This window comes from Variovorax sp. 01T432 (assembly GCF_056398605.1).
Window position 1 is genome coordinate 88,860 of record NZ_JBFTPS010000016.1, and the last position, 14,066, is coordinate 102,925.

Annotated in this window: 17 protein-coding genes; 6 read left to right on the plus strand and 11 right to left on the minus strand. The window is 65.2% G+C overall.

Annotated features, from left to right (window positions below; translation table 11 throughout):
- Positions 1–12 precede the first annotated feature (12 nt).
- The 9 genes from AC1DNF_RS14715 to AC1DNF_RS14755 form a co-directional block, all read right to left on the minus strand.
- A complete protein-coding gene (locus AC1DNF_RS14715; protein ID WP_478149342.1) occupies positions 13–837 on the minus strand; it encodes an amidohydrolase family protein in 825 nt (274 codons plus the stop codon).
- Entirely contained in the window at positions 834–1,406 is a 573-nt protein-coding gene (locus tag AC1DNF_RS14720; protein WP_478149343.1) for a carboxymuconolactone decarboxylase family protein, read from the minus strand. The genes AC1DNF_RS14715 and AC1DNF_RS14720 overlap by 4 nt, the downstream gene beginning before the upstream one ends.
- A 109-nt stretch (positions 1,407–1,515) precedes the next feature.
- Positions 1,516–2,484, minus strand: a complete 969-nt coding sequence (locus AC1DNF_RS14725) for a LysR substrate-binding domain-containing protein (protein ID WP_478149344.1) — start codon at positions 2,482–2,484, stop codon at positions 1,516–1,518.
- A gap of 79 nt (positions 2,485–2,563) precedes the next feature.
- Positions 2,564–3,283: a hypothetical protein gene (locus AC1DNF_RS14730; RefSeq protein WP_478149345.1), complete on the minus strand. Its 720-nt coding sequence runs from the start codon at positions 3,281–3,283 to the stop codon at positions 2,564–2,566.
- 44 nt (positions 3,284–3,327) lie between these two features.
- Complete coding sequence (locus AC1DNF_RS14735) at positions 3,328–5,076, minus strand: IlvD/Edd family dehydratase (protein ID WP_478149346.1); 1,749 nt, start codon at positions 5,074–5,076, stop codon at positions 3,328–3,330.
- A 24-nt stretch (positions 5,077–5,100) separates the two neighbouring features.
- Positions 5,101–5,808 carry a PepSY-associated TM helix domain-containing protein gene (locus AC1DNF_RS14740; RefSeq protein ID WP_478149347.1) on the minus strand — a complete coding sequence of 236 codons (708 nt, stop codon included), beginning with the start codon at positions 5,806–5,808 and terminating at the stop codon, positions 5,101–5,103.
- 9 nt (positions 5,809–5,817) lie between these two features.
- Positions 5,818–6,234 (minus strand): hypothetical protein, encoded by a 417-nt coding sequence (locus AC1DNF_RS14745; protein WP_478149348.1) that lies wholly within the window; start codon positions 6,232–6,234, stop codon positions 5,818–5,820.
- A gap of 14 nt (positions 6,235–6,248) precedes the next feature.
- Positions 6,249–7,223 (minus strand): Bug family tripartite tricarboxylate transporter substrate binding protein, encoded by a 975-nt coding sequence (locus AC1DNF_RS14750; RefSeq protein ID WP_478149350.1) that lies wholly within the window; start codon positions 7,221–7,223, stop codon positions 6,249–6,251.
- Positions 7,224–7,364: 141 nt separating this feature from the next.
- Entirely contained in the window at positions 7,365–7,751 is a 387-nt protein-coding gene (locus AC1DNF_RS14755; RefSeq protein WP_478149351.1) for a hypothetical protein, read from the minus strand.
- A gap of 434 nt (positions 7,752–8,185) precedes the next feature.
- Between AC1DNF_RS14755 and AC1DNF_RS14760 the strand changes: the two genes are divergently transcribed.
- The 4 genes from AC1DNF_RS14760 (at position 8,186) to AC1DNF_RS14775 (ending at position 9,986) form a co-directional block, all read left to right on the plus strand.
- A complete protein-coding gene (locus AC1DNF_RS14760) occupies positions 8,186–9,031 on the plus strand; it encodes a restriction endonuclease (protein WP_478149352.1) in 846 nt (281 codons plus the stop codon).
- Positions 8,964–9,176, plus strand: a complete 213-nt coding sequence (locus tag AC1DNF_RS14765; protein WP_478149386.1) for a restriction endonuclease — start codon at positions 8,964–8,966, stop codon at positions 9,174–9,176. Before AC1DNF_RS14760 ends, AC1DNF_RS14765 begins: the two co-directional genes overlap by 68 nt.
- Positions 9,160–9,654, plus strand: a complete 495-nt coding sequence (locus AC1DNF_RS14770; protein WP_478149353.1) for a hypothetical protein — start codon at positions 9,160–9,162, stop codon at positions 9,652–9,654. Before AC1DNF_RS14765 ends, AC1DNF_RS14770 begins: the two co-directional genes overlap by 17 nt.
- Positions 9,655–9,827: 173 nt before the next feature.
- The gene (locus AC1DNF_RS14775) at positions 9,828–9,986 is read left to right on the plus strand and encodes an excalibur calcium-binding domain-containing protein (protein ID WP_478149387.1); all 159 of its coding nucleotides are present in this window, start codon (positions 9,828–9,830) and stop codon (positions 9,984–9,986) included.
- 102 nt (positions 9,987–10,088) lie between these two features.
- On the opposite strand, the gene AC1DNF_RS14780 is transcribed toward AC1DNF_RS14775, so the two are convergent.
- Positions 10,089–10,802, minus strand: a complete 714-nt coding sequence (locus AC1DNF_RS14780; protein ID WP_478149354.1) for a hypothetical protein — start codon at positions 10,800–10,802, stop codon at positions 10,089–10,091.
- Positions 10,803–11,216: 414 nt separating this feature from the next.
- Between AC1DNF_RS14780 and AC1DNF_RS14785 the strand changes: the two genes are divergently transcribed.
- Together AC1DNF_RS14785 and AC1DNF_RS14790 are read left to right on the plus strand one after the other, a co-directional pair.
- Positions 11,217–12,140 (plus strand): nuclease-related domain-containing protein, encoded by a 924-nt coding sequence (locus AC1DNF_RS14785; protein WP_478149355.1) that lies wholly within the window; start codon positions 11,217–11,219, stop codon positions 12,138–12,140.
- Between the two features lie 68 nt (positions 12,141–12,208).
- Positions 12,209–13,195 carry an HNH endonuclease gene (locus tag AC1DNF_RS14790; protein WP_478149356.1) on the plus strand — a complete coding sequence of 329 codons (987 nt, stop codon included), beginning with the start codon at positions 12,209–12,211 and terminating at the stop codon, positions 13,193–13,195.
- 264 nt (positions 13,196–13,459) lie between these two features.
- Here AC1DNF_RS14790 and AC1DNF_RS14795 read toward each other — a convergent pair whose 3' ends face one another.
- Complete coding sequence (locus tag AC1DNF_RS14795; protein ID WP_478149357.1) at positions 13,460–13,894, minus strand: hypothetical protein; 435 nt, start codon at positions 13,892–13,894, stop codon at positions 13,460–13,462.
- Positions 13,895–14,066: the final 172 nt, after the last annotated feature.

The window sequence follows — 14,066 nt, forward strand, 5'->3', positions numbered from 1 at the left end:
GGGCCGGCGCATTCATCGGTAGAGCTGCTCCGGGTTGAGCCGCAACACCTGGTCCGCGATGGCCGCGCTGCCTGCCCAATCCTTGAACATCGCGAGCAGTTGCGCCGCATCGGGCGCGGGCGTCACGCGAAGGTGCGGCCAGTCACTGCCCCACACCAGGCGCTCGGGGTTGGCTTCGATCATCTTCTGCTGGAACGGCAGCCCGGCTCGCCAGTCGGCGACGCCCGCAAGATTGCGGTACGCGCAAAGCTTGATCCAGACCTTGCCCGTCGCCAGGAGGTCCAGCAGGGCGCGAAAACCCGGATCGTCGACACCCGCATGAACGTCGAAGCCGCCCATGTGGTCGATCACGACCGGCACCGGCAGCTTCGTCAAGCGCGAGGCGATGGCCGGCAATGCCTTGCAGTCCGTCCACAGTTCCGCGTGCAGGCCGGCGTCAGCCAGCCGAGGCGCCAGCGCGCCCAGGTCGTCGAGCGACGCGCTGCCCGCGAAATTGGCGCCCGCGCCGCTGCGATGACTGAAGCGCGCGCCGCGGACGCCGCGCGCTCGCAGGCTTCCAGGCGCCAGTGCATCGCCGGGCTGGACAACCACCACCCCGCGCAGCTTCGGCTGTGCCGCCAATGCATCCAGCAGCAATGCATGGTCCTTGCCGTAGGCGCTCGGCTGAACCAGCACGCCGTTGGCAAGGCCCAGTCTGTCGAGAAGCGCCAGGTAGTGCGACTCGATGGCTTCCGGTGGCGTATAGCTGCGCTCGGCCGCCAGCGGAAATCGATCGTAGGGGCCGAACAGGTGGGCGTGGCAATCCCAGCCGGCGGCCGCGAGGGCGGTGCCGCTCATCTCAGCGCTGCCTTCTGCGGGAGCGGGAAGGCCGGCGCGACGCCTTCCGGCAGCGGAATCTCGTGGCAGTTGAGCGTCATCGCCACCATCGTGTAGTAGCCGATGAGCGCCGTCAGCTCCACCACGGCGCGTTCGCCGAAGCGTGCGAGAGCCGCGGCGTAGGTCGCGTCCGAAACCGAGTTGTGCCGGTTGAGCTCGACCGTATAGCGGTACACCGCCGCGTCGTCCGCCGACAGGCCCGGCGGCTCGGTCTGGGCGAGAAGCGCATCGATGATCGGCTGCTCGATGCCGGCCTTCTCCGCTTCGGCGCGATGCGCATACCACTCGAAGGGCGAGTCGCAGGCGCGGCCCGTGACCAGGATGGCAATCTCCGACAGGCGCGCCGGCAGCGTCGTGCCGTAGCGCAACAAGGCGCCGAGCGCCTGCCATTTGTCGGCGAGATCGGGGTTGTGAAGCGCGGCCCGCAAAGGGCCCTGGATTCGGCCGCGCGGACCGGAAACGATCTTGTCGTAGACCGCGCGTTGCTCGGGATTCATGGCTTCGGGCGCGGGCAGGGAAATTCGTGGCATCCGTGTGTCTCCTGGGGATCGATCTCTTCCGGCGAGCTTAGAGGACGCGGGCCACGCTGGCCCGCGCGCGCGACGCAACGCTGCTATGCGTCCTCGTGCAAGACGGGCGCTACGCGGGGCCGCCGAAGTGCCACATTCCGCTGCGCGCGCCATCTTCCACGATGCCCACGATCTCGGCCGCCACGGCGGAGACGGCCCGCGCCGGGCCTTTGGTGCGCGCGATCGCCATGGACACGGTCCGCTGCAGCGTCGGCGAAGCGATCCTGGCCACCTGCAAGCGGCCTTCCTGCAGCTCGGCCCAGACCGCGTGAATGGGCAGGACGGTGTAGAGCCTCGCTTCGGCGACGGTCGAGCGCATCAAGGGGAGCGAATCGGCCTCGATGACCGGCGCCAGCGTGATGTGTTCCTGGCGAGCCAAGGCATCCAGCGCCGTGCGCAGCCCGTTCGGGGCGCTCGGCAGGATGAAGGGCAACTCGTGCAGGGCGGCGAAGGCGACTTCGGGCGGGGCGGTCAACCGATCGCCCGGGGGGCCGACCAGGTAACTGTCGACGGTGGCGAGCGCCTGCTCCTGCTCGGGCAGCGCATGGCCGTATCTGTAGAGGATGGCGATGTCGATTCGCGCGTCGGCCAGCCATTCCTCGACCTGCCCGCTCGAGCCTTCGAGGATTCTGAGCTGGATGCCGGGATGGTGCTCGCGCAACTGGGTGAACAGGCGCCCCACGATCGAATTCGTGATGGATGGCAGCGAACCGATGGTGACCCGGCCGGAAGGCTCGCGCGCCTCGCCGTGGATCTCGAGCTCCAGTTGTTCCGCGTTCGACAGGAGCGCCTTTACCAGCGGGAAGATCCGCTGGCCGACATCCGACAGCGCCACGCCCCGGCCCGTGCGGTTGAAGAGGCGCGCCTTGCACTCCCGCTCGAGCGCATTCAGGTGGCGGCTCAACAGCGATTGGTTGCTGTCGAGAAACAGCGCCGCGCGCGTCAGGCTGCCGAGTTCGGCAATGGCCAGGAAGGCCCGCCACTTCTGCAGGTCCGAGGTGATGGCGAGCTGAATCTGAGTGGCCTTGCCAGTTTGCATGGAACGTTGCTCGGAGCATTGAAAGCGTGCGATTGTCCGGCCTGCGCCCGGCAGGCGAATGCCGGGTTTCCCTCACGCGCTATGCCGCATAGAAGCCCTCGAACGCCGACAGCGGTGCATCGAGCGCCAGCACCTGCAGCGGAAAGCACCGCCCCACACCCTCCAGCCCCGACGCCGCGGCCAGCCGCTGCCGCAGCACCGCGGTGGGCCCGGGCCGGAGCTCGCCCTTGCGGTCCAGGAACTGCCCCCACAGCGACATGTTGCGAAAGCGCGGCCCCGCCGGCCTCGCCGTGCGCAGGTAGCCCTGGGGAAAGAGCCCGCGATACGCCTCGATGTTGTAGAGCCAGGAGGTGCCCGCCACGCGCACCTCCGCGGGCTCGCTGCGCCGGATCTCCGCGAAGAGCGTGCGCAGCTCGGCCCGCCTCCGGGCGCGGCGGTCCGCGGCGAGCGGCGAATCGCCATCGGCCTCCGCGTCCTGAAAATGCAGGCGGACGTGGCTGTCCCCCCAGCGGGCATACGAGAAGCAGCCCACCGTCGCCATCACCGGCGGCATGCCGTCATCGGGCGTGCGCGTGAGATAGAAGGCATAGGTCCAGTCGCGGGCATCCCCCGCGCGTTCCACGCCCGCCAGGTAGGCGCGCCATGCGGGATGCTCCGCGTCGAAATCCCGCCCGAGCCCGAAGCGCACATAGAGGTTGGTGTAGACGAGGAGGGCGCCGGACAGCCGCATCCCCGACAGCGCGCTCACGCCGCGCGCGAACTCCAGCTGCAGGTCGAAGAAGTCCTTGCCGTAGATCATCCGCGCTCCGTCCGCCCCTGAAACAGCGCCCCGGCCGCGCCGTGCTAGCGGGGCGCCTTGCCGATCGTCTTCGTCGCGCGAAGAAAGTCGAAGTCCACGCCCTGGTCGGCCTGCGTCACCGATTGCAGGAAGAGCTTGAGATAGCCGCGCTCGCCCTTCGGCTCCACCACCGGCGCCTCCTTCGCGCGGCGCGCCAGTTCCTCGTCCGACACCAGCAGCGCGATCTCGCGGTTCGCCACGCTCAGGCGAATGCGGTCGCCGTTGCGCACATGGGCCAGCGGCCCGCCGATGGCCGACTCCGGCGTCACGTGCAGCACGATGGTGCCGAAGGCCGTGCCGCTCATGCGCCCGTCGGAGATGCGCACGATGTCCTTCAGCCCCGCCCGCGCGAGCTTGCGCGGAATCGGGATGTAGCCCGCCTCCGGCATGCCCGGCGCGCCCTTGGGGCCGATGTTCTTCAGCACCAGCACATCCTGCGGCGTCACGTCCAGCTCGTCGCTGTCGATGCGCGTGACAAGGTCCTCGATGTTCTCGAACACCACCGCGCGGCCCTCGTGCTCCATCAGGCCCGCATCGGCCGCCGACTGCTTGATGATCGCCCCGCCCGGCGCCAGGTTGCCGCGCAGCACCGCGATACCGCCCTGCGGATAGATCGGGTCGCTCAGGGATCGCACCACGTCCTGCCTGAAGCCCGGCCCCGCGCGCTCGATCTCCTCGCCCAGCGTGCGGCCCGTGACCGTCATCGCGTCCAGGCGCAGCAGCGGCTTGAGCTCGCGCAGCAGCGTCGCCATGCCGCCCGCCTTGTGGAAGTCTTCCATGTAGTGCTGGCCCGAGGGCTTGAGGTCCAGCAGCACCGGCGTCTCGCGGCCCATGCGGTCGAGCGCCTGCAGGTCGATCTCCAGCCCCACGCGGCCCGCGATGGCCGTCAGGTGCACGATGCCGTTGGTCGAGCCGCCGATGGCCAGCAGCACCCGCATCGCGTTCTCGAAGGCCGCGGGCGTGAGGATCTTGTCGATGGTGAGCCCCTCGCGCGCCATCCGCACCGCCTGCGCGCCCGTCTGCTCCGCGATGCGGATGCGGTCGGCCGTCACGGCCGGCGGCGAGGCCCCGCCCGGCATCGTCATGCCCAGCGCCTCCGCGATGCAGGCCATGGTGCTGGCCGTGCCCATCACCGAGCAGGTGCCCACGCTCGCCACCAGCTGGTTGTTCACGTCGGCGGTTTCCTCGGCCTCGATCTCGCCCGCGCGGTACTTGGCCCAGTAGCGCCGGCAATCGGTGCACGCGCCCACGCGCTCGCCGCGATGGTTGCCCGTCAGCATCGAGCCGGTGATGAGCTGGATGGAGGGAATGCCCGCCGAAGCCGCGCCCATCAGCTGCGCCGGCACCGTCTTGTCGCAGCCGCCGATGAGCACCACGGCATCCATCGGCTGGGCGCGCACCATCTCCTCGGTGTCCATCGACATGAGATTGCGCAGGTACATGCTCGTCGGCGCCGCGAAGCTCTCGTGCACCGAGATCGTCGGGAAGTCCATCGGCAGCCCGCCGGCCAGCATCACGCCGCGCTTGACCGCCTCGATCAGCTGCGGCGCGTTGCCGTGGCAGGGGTTGTAGGCGCTGCCCGTGTTGGCGATGCCGACCACCGGGCGGTCGAGCGCCGCGTCGGTATAGCCCGCGCCCTTGATGAAGGCCTTGCGCAGGAAGAGCGAGAAGCCCTGGTCGCCGTAGCTGGTCAGGCCCTTGCGCATGCCGCCCGGTTCGGCGGCGTCATCGGGTTCGAAGGGGGAAGAGGGCATGCTTGCTTGCTCGATGTTCAGTGTTCAAAGCCGCAGGGAGACGATCGCCAGATAGGTCAGCGCCGACAGCCCGAGAATGCTCAGGCCCACCGTGCGCCGCCGGTGCATCTGCACCCACAGGATCACGCCGGAGAGCGAGAGGAAGATCAGGCTGCCGGCCAGCGTATCCACCAGCAGGATCCAGGGCAGCGGCATCCCGTTGCCCTTGTGCATGTTGGTCAGCGTGGCCATGAAGCCGTTGCGCGTCGTCGTCACCGCCACCGAGCGGTTGCCGCGCCAGTGCTCCACCTGCACGCTCTCGCGCGGGCCGCCGAAGGTGTAGACCCAGCGCTCGGGCTGCATCAGCGCGGGCGCGGCCTTGTCGGCCTTCTCCGCCTTGTCCGCCCAGGGCACGGGCCGGGCCTTGTCGATGCGGATGTTCGTCGGCGGCGCGGGCAGCTCCAGCGCCTGTTGCAGCCAGGCGCCCAGCGCCTGCGCGTCGGCCGGTGCGGGCTCCGGCAGCGCGATCTGGCTGTTGGCGCGCACCTGCGCCATGGCCGGCAGCTTCAGCACCGCGCGGTGGTTGAGCCAGATGCCGCTCAGGCCGAAGGTGAGCCCGAGCACGGCGCCCCACAGGCCGAACCAGCCGTGCGTCTTGCGAAGCCAGCGCACGAAGACCGCGCGGCGGTGGTGGGGATGTCGTTCGGCAACGGCGGGTGTGTCGGCGGAAGAGGAGGGGAGGACCGTGTTCATTGAGATTCGTCAGGGAGCATCCACCACCAGCGCCCCGTTCAGCTCGCGGATGCGGTGGTCGATGTAATAGCCGCCATATTCCGTATAGCGCAGAAAGGGGCGCGCGCATTGCACGCACTGCCAGACCTCGCAGCGGTTGTACGGAAAATAGCCCAGCGCGATCGGCGCCTGCGGCGAATCGTAGCGCGTGCCGTCGGGATGGTATTCCTCCACCGTCGGCTCGTCGTAGGCATCGCCCCCGGCCACGCGCCCCACGCGGCGCAGCATCGATTCGTCGAAGGTCGACGACACCGTCTCCCAGCCCGGGCAGTGCAGCCGCGCGCAGCGGCAGCCCGCCAGGGGCACATAGGCCGCCGCGAGCGCGCGGATCCCCGAGGGCGAGAGGGTCGGCGCGGTGCCGCCGCTGCTATTGCTGCTGCTGCTCATGCCGGCCCCCGCGCTCAATCGGGCGTGGCGCCCGAGGTCTTCACCACCTGCGTCCACTTCTCCAGGTCCTTGCGCGCGAAGTTGTGGAACTCCGGCGTGCTCATCGACATCGGCTCGGTGCCGAGCGCGAACAGGCGCGCCTTCATCTCCGTCTGCGCCAGCGCCTCGCGCACGATCTGGTTGAGCTTGAGCGTGATGGCCGGGTCCAGCCCGGCGGGGGCGAGCAGGCCGTACCAGGGCTTGGCGTCGAAGCCCGGCAGGCCGAGCTCGGCCACCGTCGGGATGTCGGGGAAGGCTTCGGCGCGCTTGGCGCCGGTGCTGGCCAGCACCTTGAGCTTGCCGGCCTTCACGTGCGGCATGGCGGGCAAGGGGTTCTCGAAGGAGATGGGCACGGTGCCCGCGAGCAGGTCGTTCATCGCCGGGCCCGAGCCCTTGTAGGGGATGTGCTGCATCTTGATGCCGGCGCGCTGGTTGAACATCTCGCCGATGATGTGCTGCGGCGTGCCCGAGCCGGCCGAGGCGAAGTTGATCTTCTCGCCGCGCTTGCTGCGGTCGATGAGGTCTTTGAGCGAGGTGATGCCCGAGGCCGGATTGGCCAGGATCACGAAGGAGGTGTTGACCAGCGGCGCGACGTAGGTGAGGTCCTTCATCGGGTCGTAGGGCAGCTTGGCGTAGAGCGAGGGCGAGATCACGATCGGGCCGCTGGCCGCGAGCAGCAGGGTGTAGCCGTCCGGCGCGGCCTTGGCGACGTAGTCGGTGCCGATGTTGCCGCCGGCGCCGCCGCGGTTTTCCACGACGACGGTCTGGTTGAGCTTCTGCTGCAGGATAGGCGCGAGCATGCGCGCCAGCACGTCGGTGGTGCCGCCCGGGGCGTAGGGCGAGATGATGCGGATCGGCTGCTTGGTGGGCCAGGCGGCCTGGGCGAGCGCGAAGGCCGGCGCGAGGGCGGCGGCGAGGAGGAGAGGGGTGAAATGGCGGCGTTGAATCATGGGGTGTTGTCTCCTTGTGGGGAGACAGACCATGCCACAAAGCGCGGGGCGGCGCAGCCGGTGGGGACCCGGGCTACGGCGGCCGGCGGCCGGCGGGCGTGTTCGTGACCCGCGCCGCCGTGGGCGCGGGTGCGCGCGGGTTCAGCCGGCCGGGGCTTCGGCCGCTTCGGGCGCGTCGAGGCGCGCGGCGGCCTGCAAGTCGAGAAGGGCCTCGTGGACGGTGCGCAGGGCGTCGTCGACGCAGTCGATGCGGCGACCCAGCGCTTCATTGACCAGGCGCAGCAAGGCGCTGAGCTCGCTGCGCGTGGCCTGGATGTCCTCGCACTCGTCCACGCCTACAGGGGCGAGGAGGAGTTCGAGGCCGGCGTAGGCTTGCTGGACCTCGTGGAGGTTGTCGGCTTCGTCGATGGCGCGGAGGGCGAGGGACGCGGGACTGGGGGCGGATTCGGAGTCGACAGCGGGCGCGGAAGCGTCGCGGGAATCAGGAAGGGTGCGGGCATGCGCGGATGCGCAAGGGCGATTGGCCATGGGTGGCTCCTAGCAAAACAGATGACAAAAAACGGCCGCACCCTCTGCGGTAGAGAGTGCGACTGACCTTGCAAGCGGTGTTATTGCAGGACGCCAATCCCGCCACGCCTTTTTGGGCGTGGCGGGCAGTATAGCTACGGTGATGGGGGCGGGCGGGGCGCAAATATGCGCGTCTGATGAGGGGCACCCGGGAGGATCCAACTGCAGTCGAAGCTGTCGACAGGGCTTGGCTCCCAACTAGGCTGGCTAGCCGACGCAAGGATACGGGCGTCTCGTGGATTCCGGAAAGGCGGCCTGTGGGAATTGAGTAGTCGTTCGGAACATCGGCAACGCCGCGATGGCCCACCTTCGCGAGATAGAAGTGCCCGGTGACAGCCGTCGAGTCACCTCAACCTGTTGCGTGCAACCAAGGCTGGCTCGGCCACAATGCACTCATGCCCGCCGAACCATTCAACGAAATTCCTTCAGCTACCGACACCACCCTTCCCTTGCTGAAGGCGATTCGAGATGGCGGGGACATAAAGCTTCGAGACCTGGTCGAGCAGTTGGCTCGAGAGTTTCAACTTACCGAGGATCAACTCGCGGAGCGCGTACCCAGCGATACCGACTACCTGTTTGCTAATCGTGTCGCATGGGGAGCGATGTTTCTGAAGCGCGCAGCCCTAATCGCTCAACCTCAGCGCGGCCGGTATCAAATCACCGACGAGGGCCGGAAGTTGTTAGCGGCGCCTCCGGAAAAGATAGATGGCAGGTTCTTGATGACGATTCCTGCCTATGCGGCTGCCAGCAAGCAACGGAAGGAGAAGGAACAGCAGGATGGTCTTCCCACGGGTCTTCCAGCAGTGACAAACGCCGTGTCGCTAGTTGAAGCTGCCGACGCGTCAACCGTGGACCTTGAAGTGCCACCAGAAGAGGCCATGGAAGGCGCGTACAAGAGCCATCGCAGTGACATCGAGACGAAGCTCCTGGAGCAGATCAGGCTCGCGGGCCACCGCTACTTCGAGAAGGTTGTCGTGGATCTCCTGCTGGCAATGGGATACGGGGGTTCCAGGCGCAACGCAGGGCGAGCATTCCAGACATCGGGAGATGGTGGCGTGGATGGTGTCATCGATGAAGATCGCCTTGCACTTGATCGTATCTACATCCAGGCCAAGTGCAACGCCGAGGGACAACCCCGTAGGAGTCGATCGCCTGCAAGCGTTTGCCGGCGCACTGAGAGGCAAGCGCGCAAGCAAGGGTGTATTTGTCACTACTTCCTATTTCACCAAGGGGGCGCGTGAATATGCTCAAGATCACGGGAATATCGCGCTGATTGATGGCGAGAAGCTGGTGGCTCTCATGGTCGATCACAACATCGGCGTGATGGCCGCCACCACGTACGAACTCAAGCGGATCGACGGCGACTACTTTGAAGAAGCCTCCTGACGCCGCTCGCGCTGTGTATCAAATGAGCGCGCCTGCGTTCTCTGCCCGCCACAAATTCGCGCACTGGCCTAACGCGGAAATCCCGAACGTCGCAGCTGGCGTGTATGCCATTTGGGATGGCAACAAGCTTATCTACTGTGGCATGGCAGGCCGCGAGTTCGAGAAATCTGTAGCCACCGGTCGAACGAAGGTCGGATTGATAAACCGTCTTGGTATGCACGCCAATGGACGCCTCAGCGGCAACCAGTTTTGCGTCTACGTTGCCAACAGATTTGTGGTCCCTGCACTTCGACCTGAGCAACTGCCGTTGTTCGCATCAGGTGAATTGAACCTCGACAGACTAACCCGCCAGTACATTCACGAGAGGTTGGAGTACCAGTTCGCCTTTGCCTCGTCAGCGAATCTGGCCTTCCAAATTGAACGTGATTGTCGAAACGGAACTGCATTCGGTGTTAAGCCGGTGCTCAACCCGCTGTAGTTTCGGAGTTCGTCTACCAGAAGATTTCACACCCACACTTTATCGTCCGATCACATGGCCTCTTACTTCTTTGCCAACCAAGGCACTACACCCACTTCGAGCAGCGGGAGCAGGGCGGCCGCGCAGCCGTTGCCGACCCGGCATGGAGTCCTTCCACGTCCAGCCGCCCGGCCATCGAATCCACCAACACCGCTTTCAAGTGCGACGGCCGCACGTACTGCTCTCAGATGAACTCATGCGCCGAGGCGACCTTCTTCCTGAAGAACTGCCCCGGGGTCAAGATGGATGGCAACGGCGACGGGGTGCCGTGCGAGAAGCAGTGGTGTCATTGACCGGGACTTCCCCCCTCGTCGATTGCCGCAATCAGTGTGCGGCGGCCCTTGGTGCATTTGAATCGCGTGTTCCTTCAAGGCTCAGGCTTCAGCACTCACCACTCACTGAGATACCTTCCTGCGCTCGAACTCGAAGACTGAAGTCTTTCCGCTCGCTGTCACCTCGAAGCGGATCAAATCGTTTGCCTGGGCGTACGGATCGCAGCAGTTCCTGAGGATCAGTTCTCCAGAAACCATATGCAGCGGGTCGACTGTGTTGGTCTGCAGAATGGAATTGGCGGCCTGCTCCTGATTCTGGGCATTGAATTCGAGCTGTTGAACTCCGAGGCCAGTAGCCCCGCCGATTGCGGCGCCCGCCACGATGCCGGCAAGCGGGTCGTAGACTCGTACCGTATTAGCACCTGCGAATGTGGCCCCGCCGCCGCGGCCGGCGACATAGCCGTGGTAGTTCGTGGTGTAAGTCTGGTGCGACGCGTTGTACGCGGCTGCGCCTGCAGCCAATCCCCCGAGGATGGCCAATGCAACCTGCTGGCCTCGCTTCTCGTTTTGAATCTCGGCGATGCGCTCGGTGTACGTGTAGATCGGCACGGGCTGGCCGCGAAAATAGGCCTTGATATTGCTCGTGTCGAAGTTGATAGCCTCGCCGCCGTTGTTGGCATAGCCGATCGTGAACGTCGGCATGGTTGTGCCCTGGGTCTTGAACGTCGGGAACATGAAGACTTCATGGACTTCACTTCGCTCGGATACCGTGCCCACGCCTTGAGAATATTTCAGGGCCTGTGCGGGAGCGTTTGGCTTGGCGGAATACGCAACCATGGTGCTGCACCCACTTGTTGCGAGTGCCGATATGCAGATGAGGGCGACGGCCTTCGTGAAACTGATTTGATTCTTTGACAAGCCCACGTGTGCGTCTCCTGTAGTTGTTCTATGGCAGGCAAGCATTGTTGCCAGCACATGCGCCGAACGCGAGGCAGAAAGTCTCACTAGTCACGGAATCGCACCTCACCCGATAACCAATGCGCACCTATGCGTGCTCCTTCGCGATAGAGTGCCGCATTCACGTCCGGAGCCGCCGAACGAACAACAATGAGGAGAACGCATGTCGAGACGGATGAATAGCAGCCCGCTGGGGGACATGATTGGCCTGGCATTGATGCGCCAACCAGGGGTCAAGGTTGCGCTGACTCCCGACCAGGGACTGATGACAGTGCAACTCCCCGGATCGACGTAATGGGCGAGATCGCCCTGCAAATCGCGATCATCGCGGGCGTGCTCGCCGGGAGCTTCGCCGGGCCGCTGCTAGCCATCGGATTTCTCGTCGTTCGCAAGCGCCGCGCTCGGGCCCGTCGCCGGTCTCCTATTGGCATCGACCTGCTTCGCAGCCCCGGACATACGCTGCGCGACCAGATCGATGAAGCGGGTGCCGATGTACTCAGTGATGCGTTCTTGCTGATGCTGGTGCCTTTGATGGCCATCGCTGTATTCCTCGCGCAAGGCCTTCTGCGTGGCATGCAGGGGATGATGCATCTGGGGCCGTTCTATGCGATCTTCACGTTGAGTTTCGTGGCCTTCATGGTTTACAGGCTCTGGAAATCAGGCGAGCAACTGGACAAGCTCAAGGCCGGGTATGACGCCGAGCTTGCAATAGGGCAGGAACTCGACCAACTGATGCGCCAGGGCGCCTTTGTGTTCCATGACTTCCCTGCGACGAACTTCAACATCGACCATGTGGTGATCGCCGCCGAAGGCGTCTTCGCAGTGGAGACAAAGGGCTTCACGAAGCCGAAGCGCGGACGGGGCCGGGCCGATGCAACCGTTTCCTTCGACGGCAAGGTTCTGAAGTTCCCGGCATGGACGACCAAGGAGCCGCTGGAGCAGGCTGAGCGACAGGCCGACTGGCTCGCCAAGTGGTTGACGAGTGCCATCGGCAGCCCAGTCCATGCGCTTCCGGTTCTGGCGCTTCCCGGCTGGTTCGTCGAGCTCAATGGTCTCGGCAATGTCAGCGTTTACAGCGGGAAGCAACTGCCTCAGTTGCTGAGGTCGCGCGGTGCTCTACCTTTGTCCGATCAGGACGTTCAACGCGTCGCTCATCAGGTGCAACAGCGTTGTCGCACGGTCGCTCCGAAGTATTCGGAGAAGGTGAAAGCGTCTTGAGAACAGCACGTGTGAAGGCGAAAGCCCGGAGCGCCAGGCCGTAGCCCCGGGCCCACGTACATTCACACATGCGCTATTGGTGGGTCAACCAGAACCAAACGTACCGCCACGAAGTGCGCGGCGGCTACCTATGGTCGCCGAAGCGCAAGGCCAACCAGGCGAAGAACCCCTTCTACGACTTCATGCGCGAGGTGGCGCCGGGAGACGTCGTGTTCTCGTTCGCGAACACCGTCATTCGCGCCATCGGCATCGCCGGGTCGCATGCCTACGAGGCGCCCAAGCCGCTGGAGTTCGGCGTTGCCGGCGCCTATTGGGACAAGATCGGCTGGCGCATCGATGTGCGCTTCAGCGAGTTGCGCTTGCCGATCAGACCGTCCGAACACATGGCCACGCTGGAGCCGCTGCTGCCAGAGCGGTACGCTCCGCTGCGCCCCAACGGTGCCGGCCTTCAGAGCGTGTATCTCACACGCCTCCCCGACCGACTCGCGGCAGCGCTGGTCGACCTGCTGGGCGCCGAGGCACGCGACCTGGTGCTGGGTTATCGCGTTGCGGATGAATCATCGGCCGCTTCCGCCATTGGCCTGGTGGAATGGGAAGAGCACGAACTGAACAAGGTTCAATCGGACCTCTCGCTGCCGGAGACGGACCGGCAAGCCATCGTGCTGGCGCGCCGCGGTCAAGGTCTTTTCAAGAAGCGCGTGATGAAGATCGAGCACGCCTGCCGAATCACCGGGGTAGACCGCGAAGAGCACCTGCGGGCAAGCCACTGCAAGCCCTGGCGTGATGCGACCCACGAAGAGCGGCTGGATGGCGAGAACGGTCTGCTGCTCACGCCGAGCATTGACCACCTCTTCGATCGCGGCTTCATCGCCTTCGAGGACAGCGGACAGGTGATCGTGTCGCCGGTCGCGCACCGCGAATCATTGGTGAGGATGGGGATCGAGCCCGAACGACCGCCGAACGTGGGCGGCTTCTCGACGGGGCAGCGACGCTTCCTGGAATTCCATCGCGAGAATGTGTTGCTGCGGTCTAGCTTTCTGGATCATTTGGCCTAAATTGGCCCGCGTCAGGATTTCATTCAGTCACAGGCAACCCTTCGGCAGACTTCCTCCGCTTAGCAAGCGGGTCGACCAGACACCGACTGGTCCGCATGTCAGCTACACCCAGATCCTGGTCAGCGGCATCAGACACGCCTGCGGCTTGGTGCGGCTGGCGCAGGCTGAGCAGGACGGCACGCTTGGTGCGCGGCTTTGACCACCTTCGCGCCGCTCCGTTGGCGTTTCCTTGGCGGGGCAGCGGACTTGGTTTCGCCTCGTGCGTCACCTCTTGGTCAAGCCATAGTCATTCTCATCATCAACCCAAGTTTCGGCATTCCGTTTGCCAGCCTTGACTTGCAAGAGACCGCCGGTTCCATCGTTCTTGATGACCAACCGAATGCGCGGACATGCCTTCATTGGCGGCTCCGGTGTGATGGTTGTCGTCTCCGCCGATTTTTCGACCGATGCCGGCATCTCTCGATCAAGACACTCGTCGACGCCTGCACCTTGAACGCGGAAGGAATATGCCGCCCCCTCCTGGAACAGTTGCGCCTTGGCTCGCCGATAGCCGGGGTTGAGGTTGGCTTTGATGTTGGCGGCAAACGAGTTGGGCGGCAGGAGGAAGTCCCATTCGGCTGCTGCGGATGCGGAGGTCTCGCCCGCCCCAAGGATTGAGGCACAGATGATCAAGACGCGCACTGAAGGATTGAAATTCATATGTTGTTGGTAGACGCGGTGCTGGGGTTGTGACGCGCCGTCAAGAGGTCTTCTGAGGACGAGCATCCTCAGGGATATCGGCACCGCCGATGAATTCTTTAGCCTGGACGACGGCATCCGGTGCCAATAGTCACGAATTCGATCCTGGTCGCCCGATCAAACCGCATCCGCG

Excerpts from the sequence above, each read along its gene's own strand:
- AC1DNF_RS14740 (WP_478149347.1), bottom strand. The coding sequence starts at position 5,808 with ATGAACACGGTCCTCCCCTCCTCTTCCGCCGACACACCCGCCGTTGCC.
- AC1DNF_RS14750 (WP_478149350.1), bottom strand. The coding sequence starts at position 7,223 with ATGATTCAACGCCGCCATTTCACCCCTCTCCTCCTCGCCGCCGCCCTC.
- AC1DNF_RS14795 (WP_478149357.1), bottom strand. The coding sequence starts at position 13,894 with ATGAATTTCAATCCTTCAGTGCGCGTCTTGATCATCTGTGCCTCAATC.
- AC1DNF_RS14735 (WP_478149346.1), bottom strand. The coding sequence starts at position 5,076 with ATGCCCTCTTCCCCCTTCGAACCCGATGACGCCGCCGAACCGGGCGGC.
- AC1DNF_RS14760 (WP_478149352.1), top strand. The coding sequence starts at position 8,186 with ATGCCCGCCGAACCATTCAACGAAATTCCTTCAGCTACCGACACCACC.
- AC1DNF_RS14715 (WP_478149342.1), bottom strand. The coding sequence starts at position 837 with ATGAGCGGCACCGCCCTCGCGGCCGCCGGCTGGGATTGCCACGCCCAC.
- AC1DNF_RS14755 (WP_478149351.1), bottom strand. The coding sequence starts at position 7,751 with ATGGCCAATCGCCCTTGCGCATCCGCGCATGCCCGCACCCTTCCTGAT.
- AC1DNF_RS14780 (WP_478149354.1), bottom strand. The coding sequence starts at position 10,802 with ATGGTTGCGTATTCCGCCAAGCCAAACGCTCCCGCACAGGCCCTGAAA.
- AC1DNF_RS14720 (WP_478149343.1), bottom strand. The coding sequence starts at position 1,406 with ATGCCACGAATTTCCCTGCCCGCGCCCGAAGCCATGAATCCCGAGCAA.
- AC1DNF_RS14730 (WP_478149345.1), bottom strand. The coding sequence starts at position 3,283 with ATGATCTACGGCAAGGACTTCTTCGACCTGCAGCTGGAGTTCGCGCGC.
- AC1DNF_RS14725 (WP_478149344.1), bottom strand. The coding sequence starts at position 2,484 with ATGCAAACTGGCAAGGCCACTCAGATTCAGCTCGCCATCACCTCGGAC.
- AC1DNF_RS14745 (WP_478149348.1), bottom strand. The coding sequence starts at position 6,234 with ATGAGCAGCAGCAGCAATAGCAGCGGCGGCACCGCGCCGACCCTCTCG.
- AC1DNF_RS14790 (WP_478149356.1), top strand. The coding sequence starts at position 12,209 with ATGCGCTATTGGTGGGTCAACCAGAACCAAACGTACCGCCACGAAGTG.
- AC1DNF_RS14785 (WP_478149355.1), top strand. The coding sequence starts at position 11,217 with ATGGGCGAGATCGCCCTGCAAATCGCGATCATCGCGGGCGTGCTCGCC.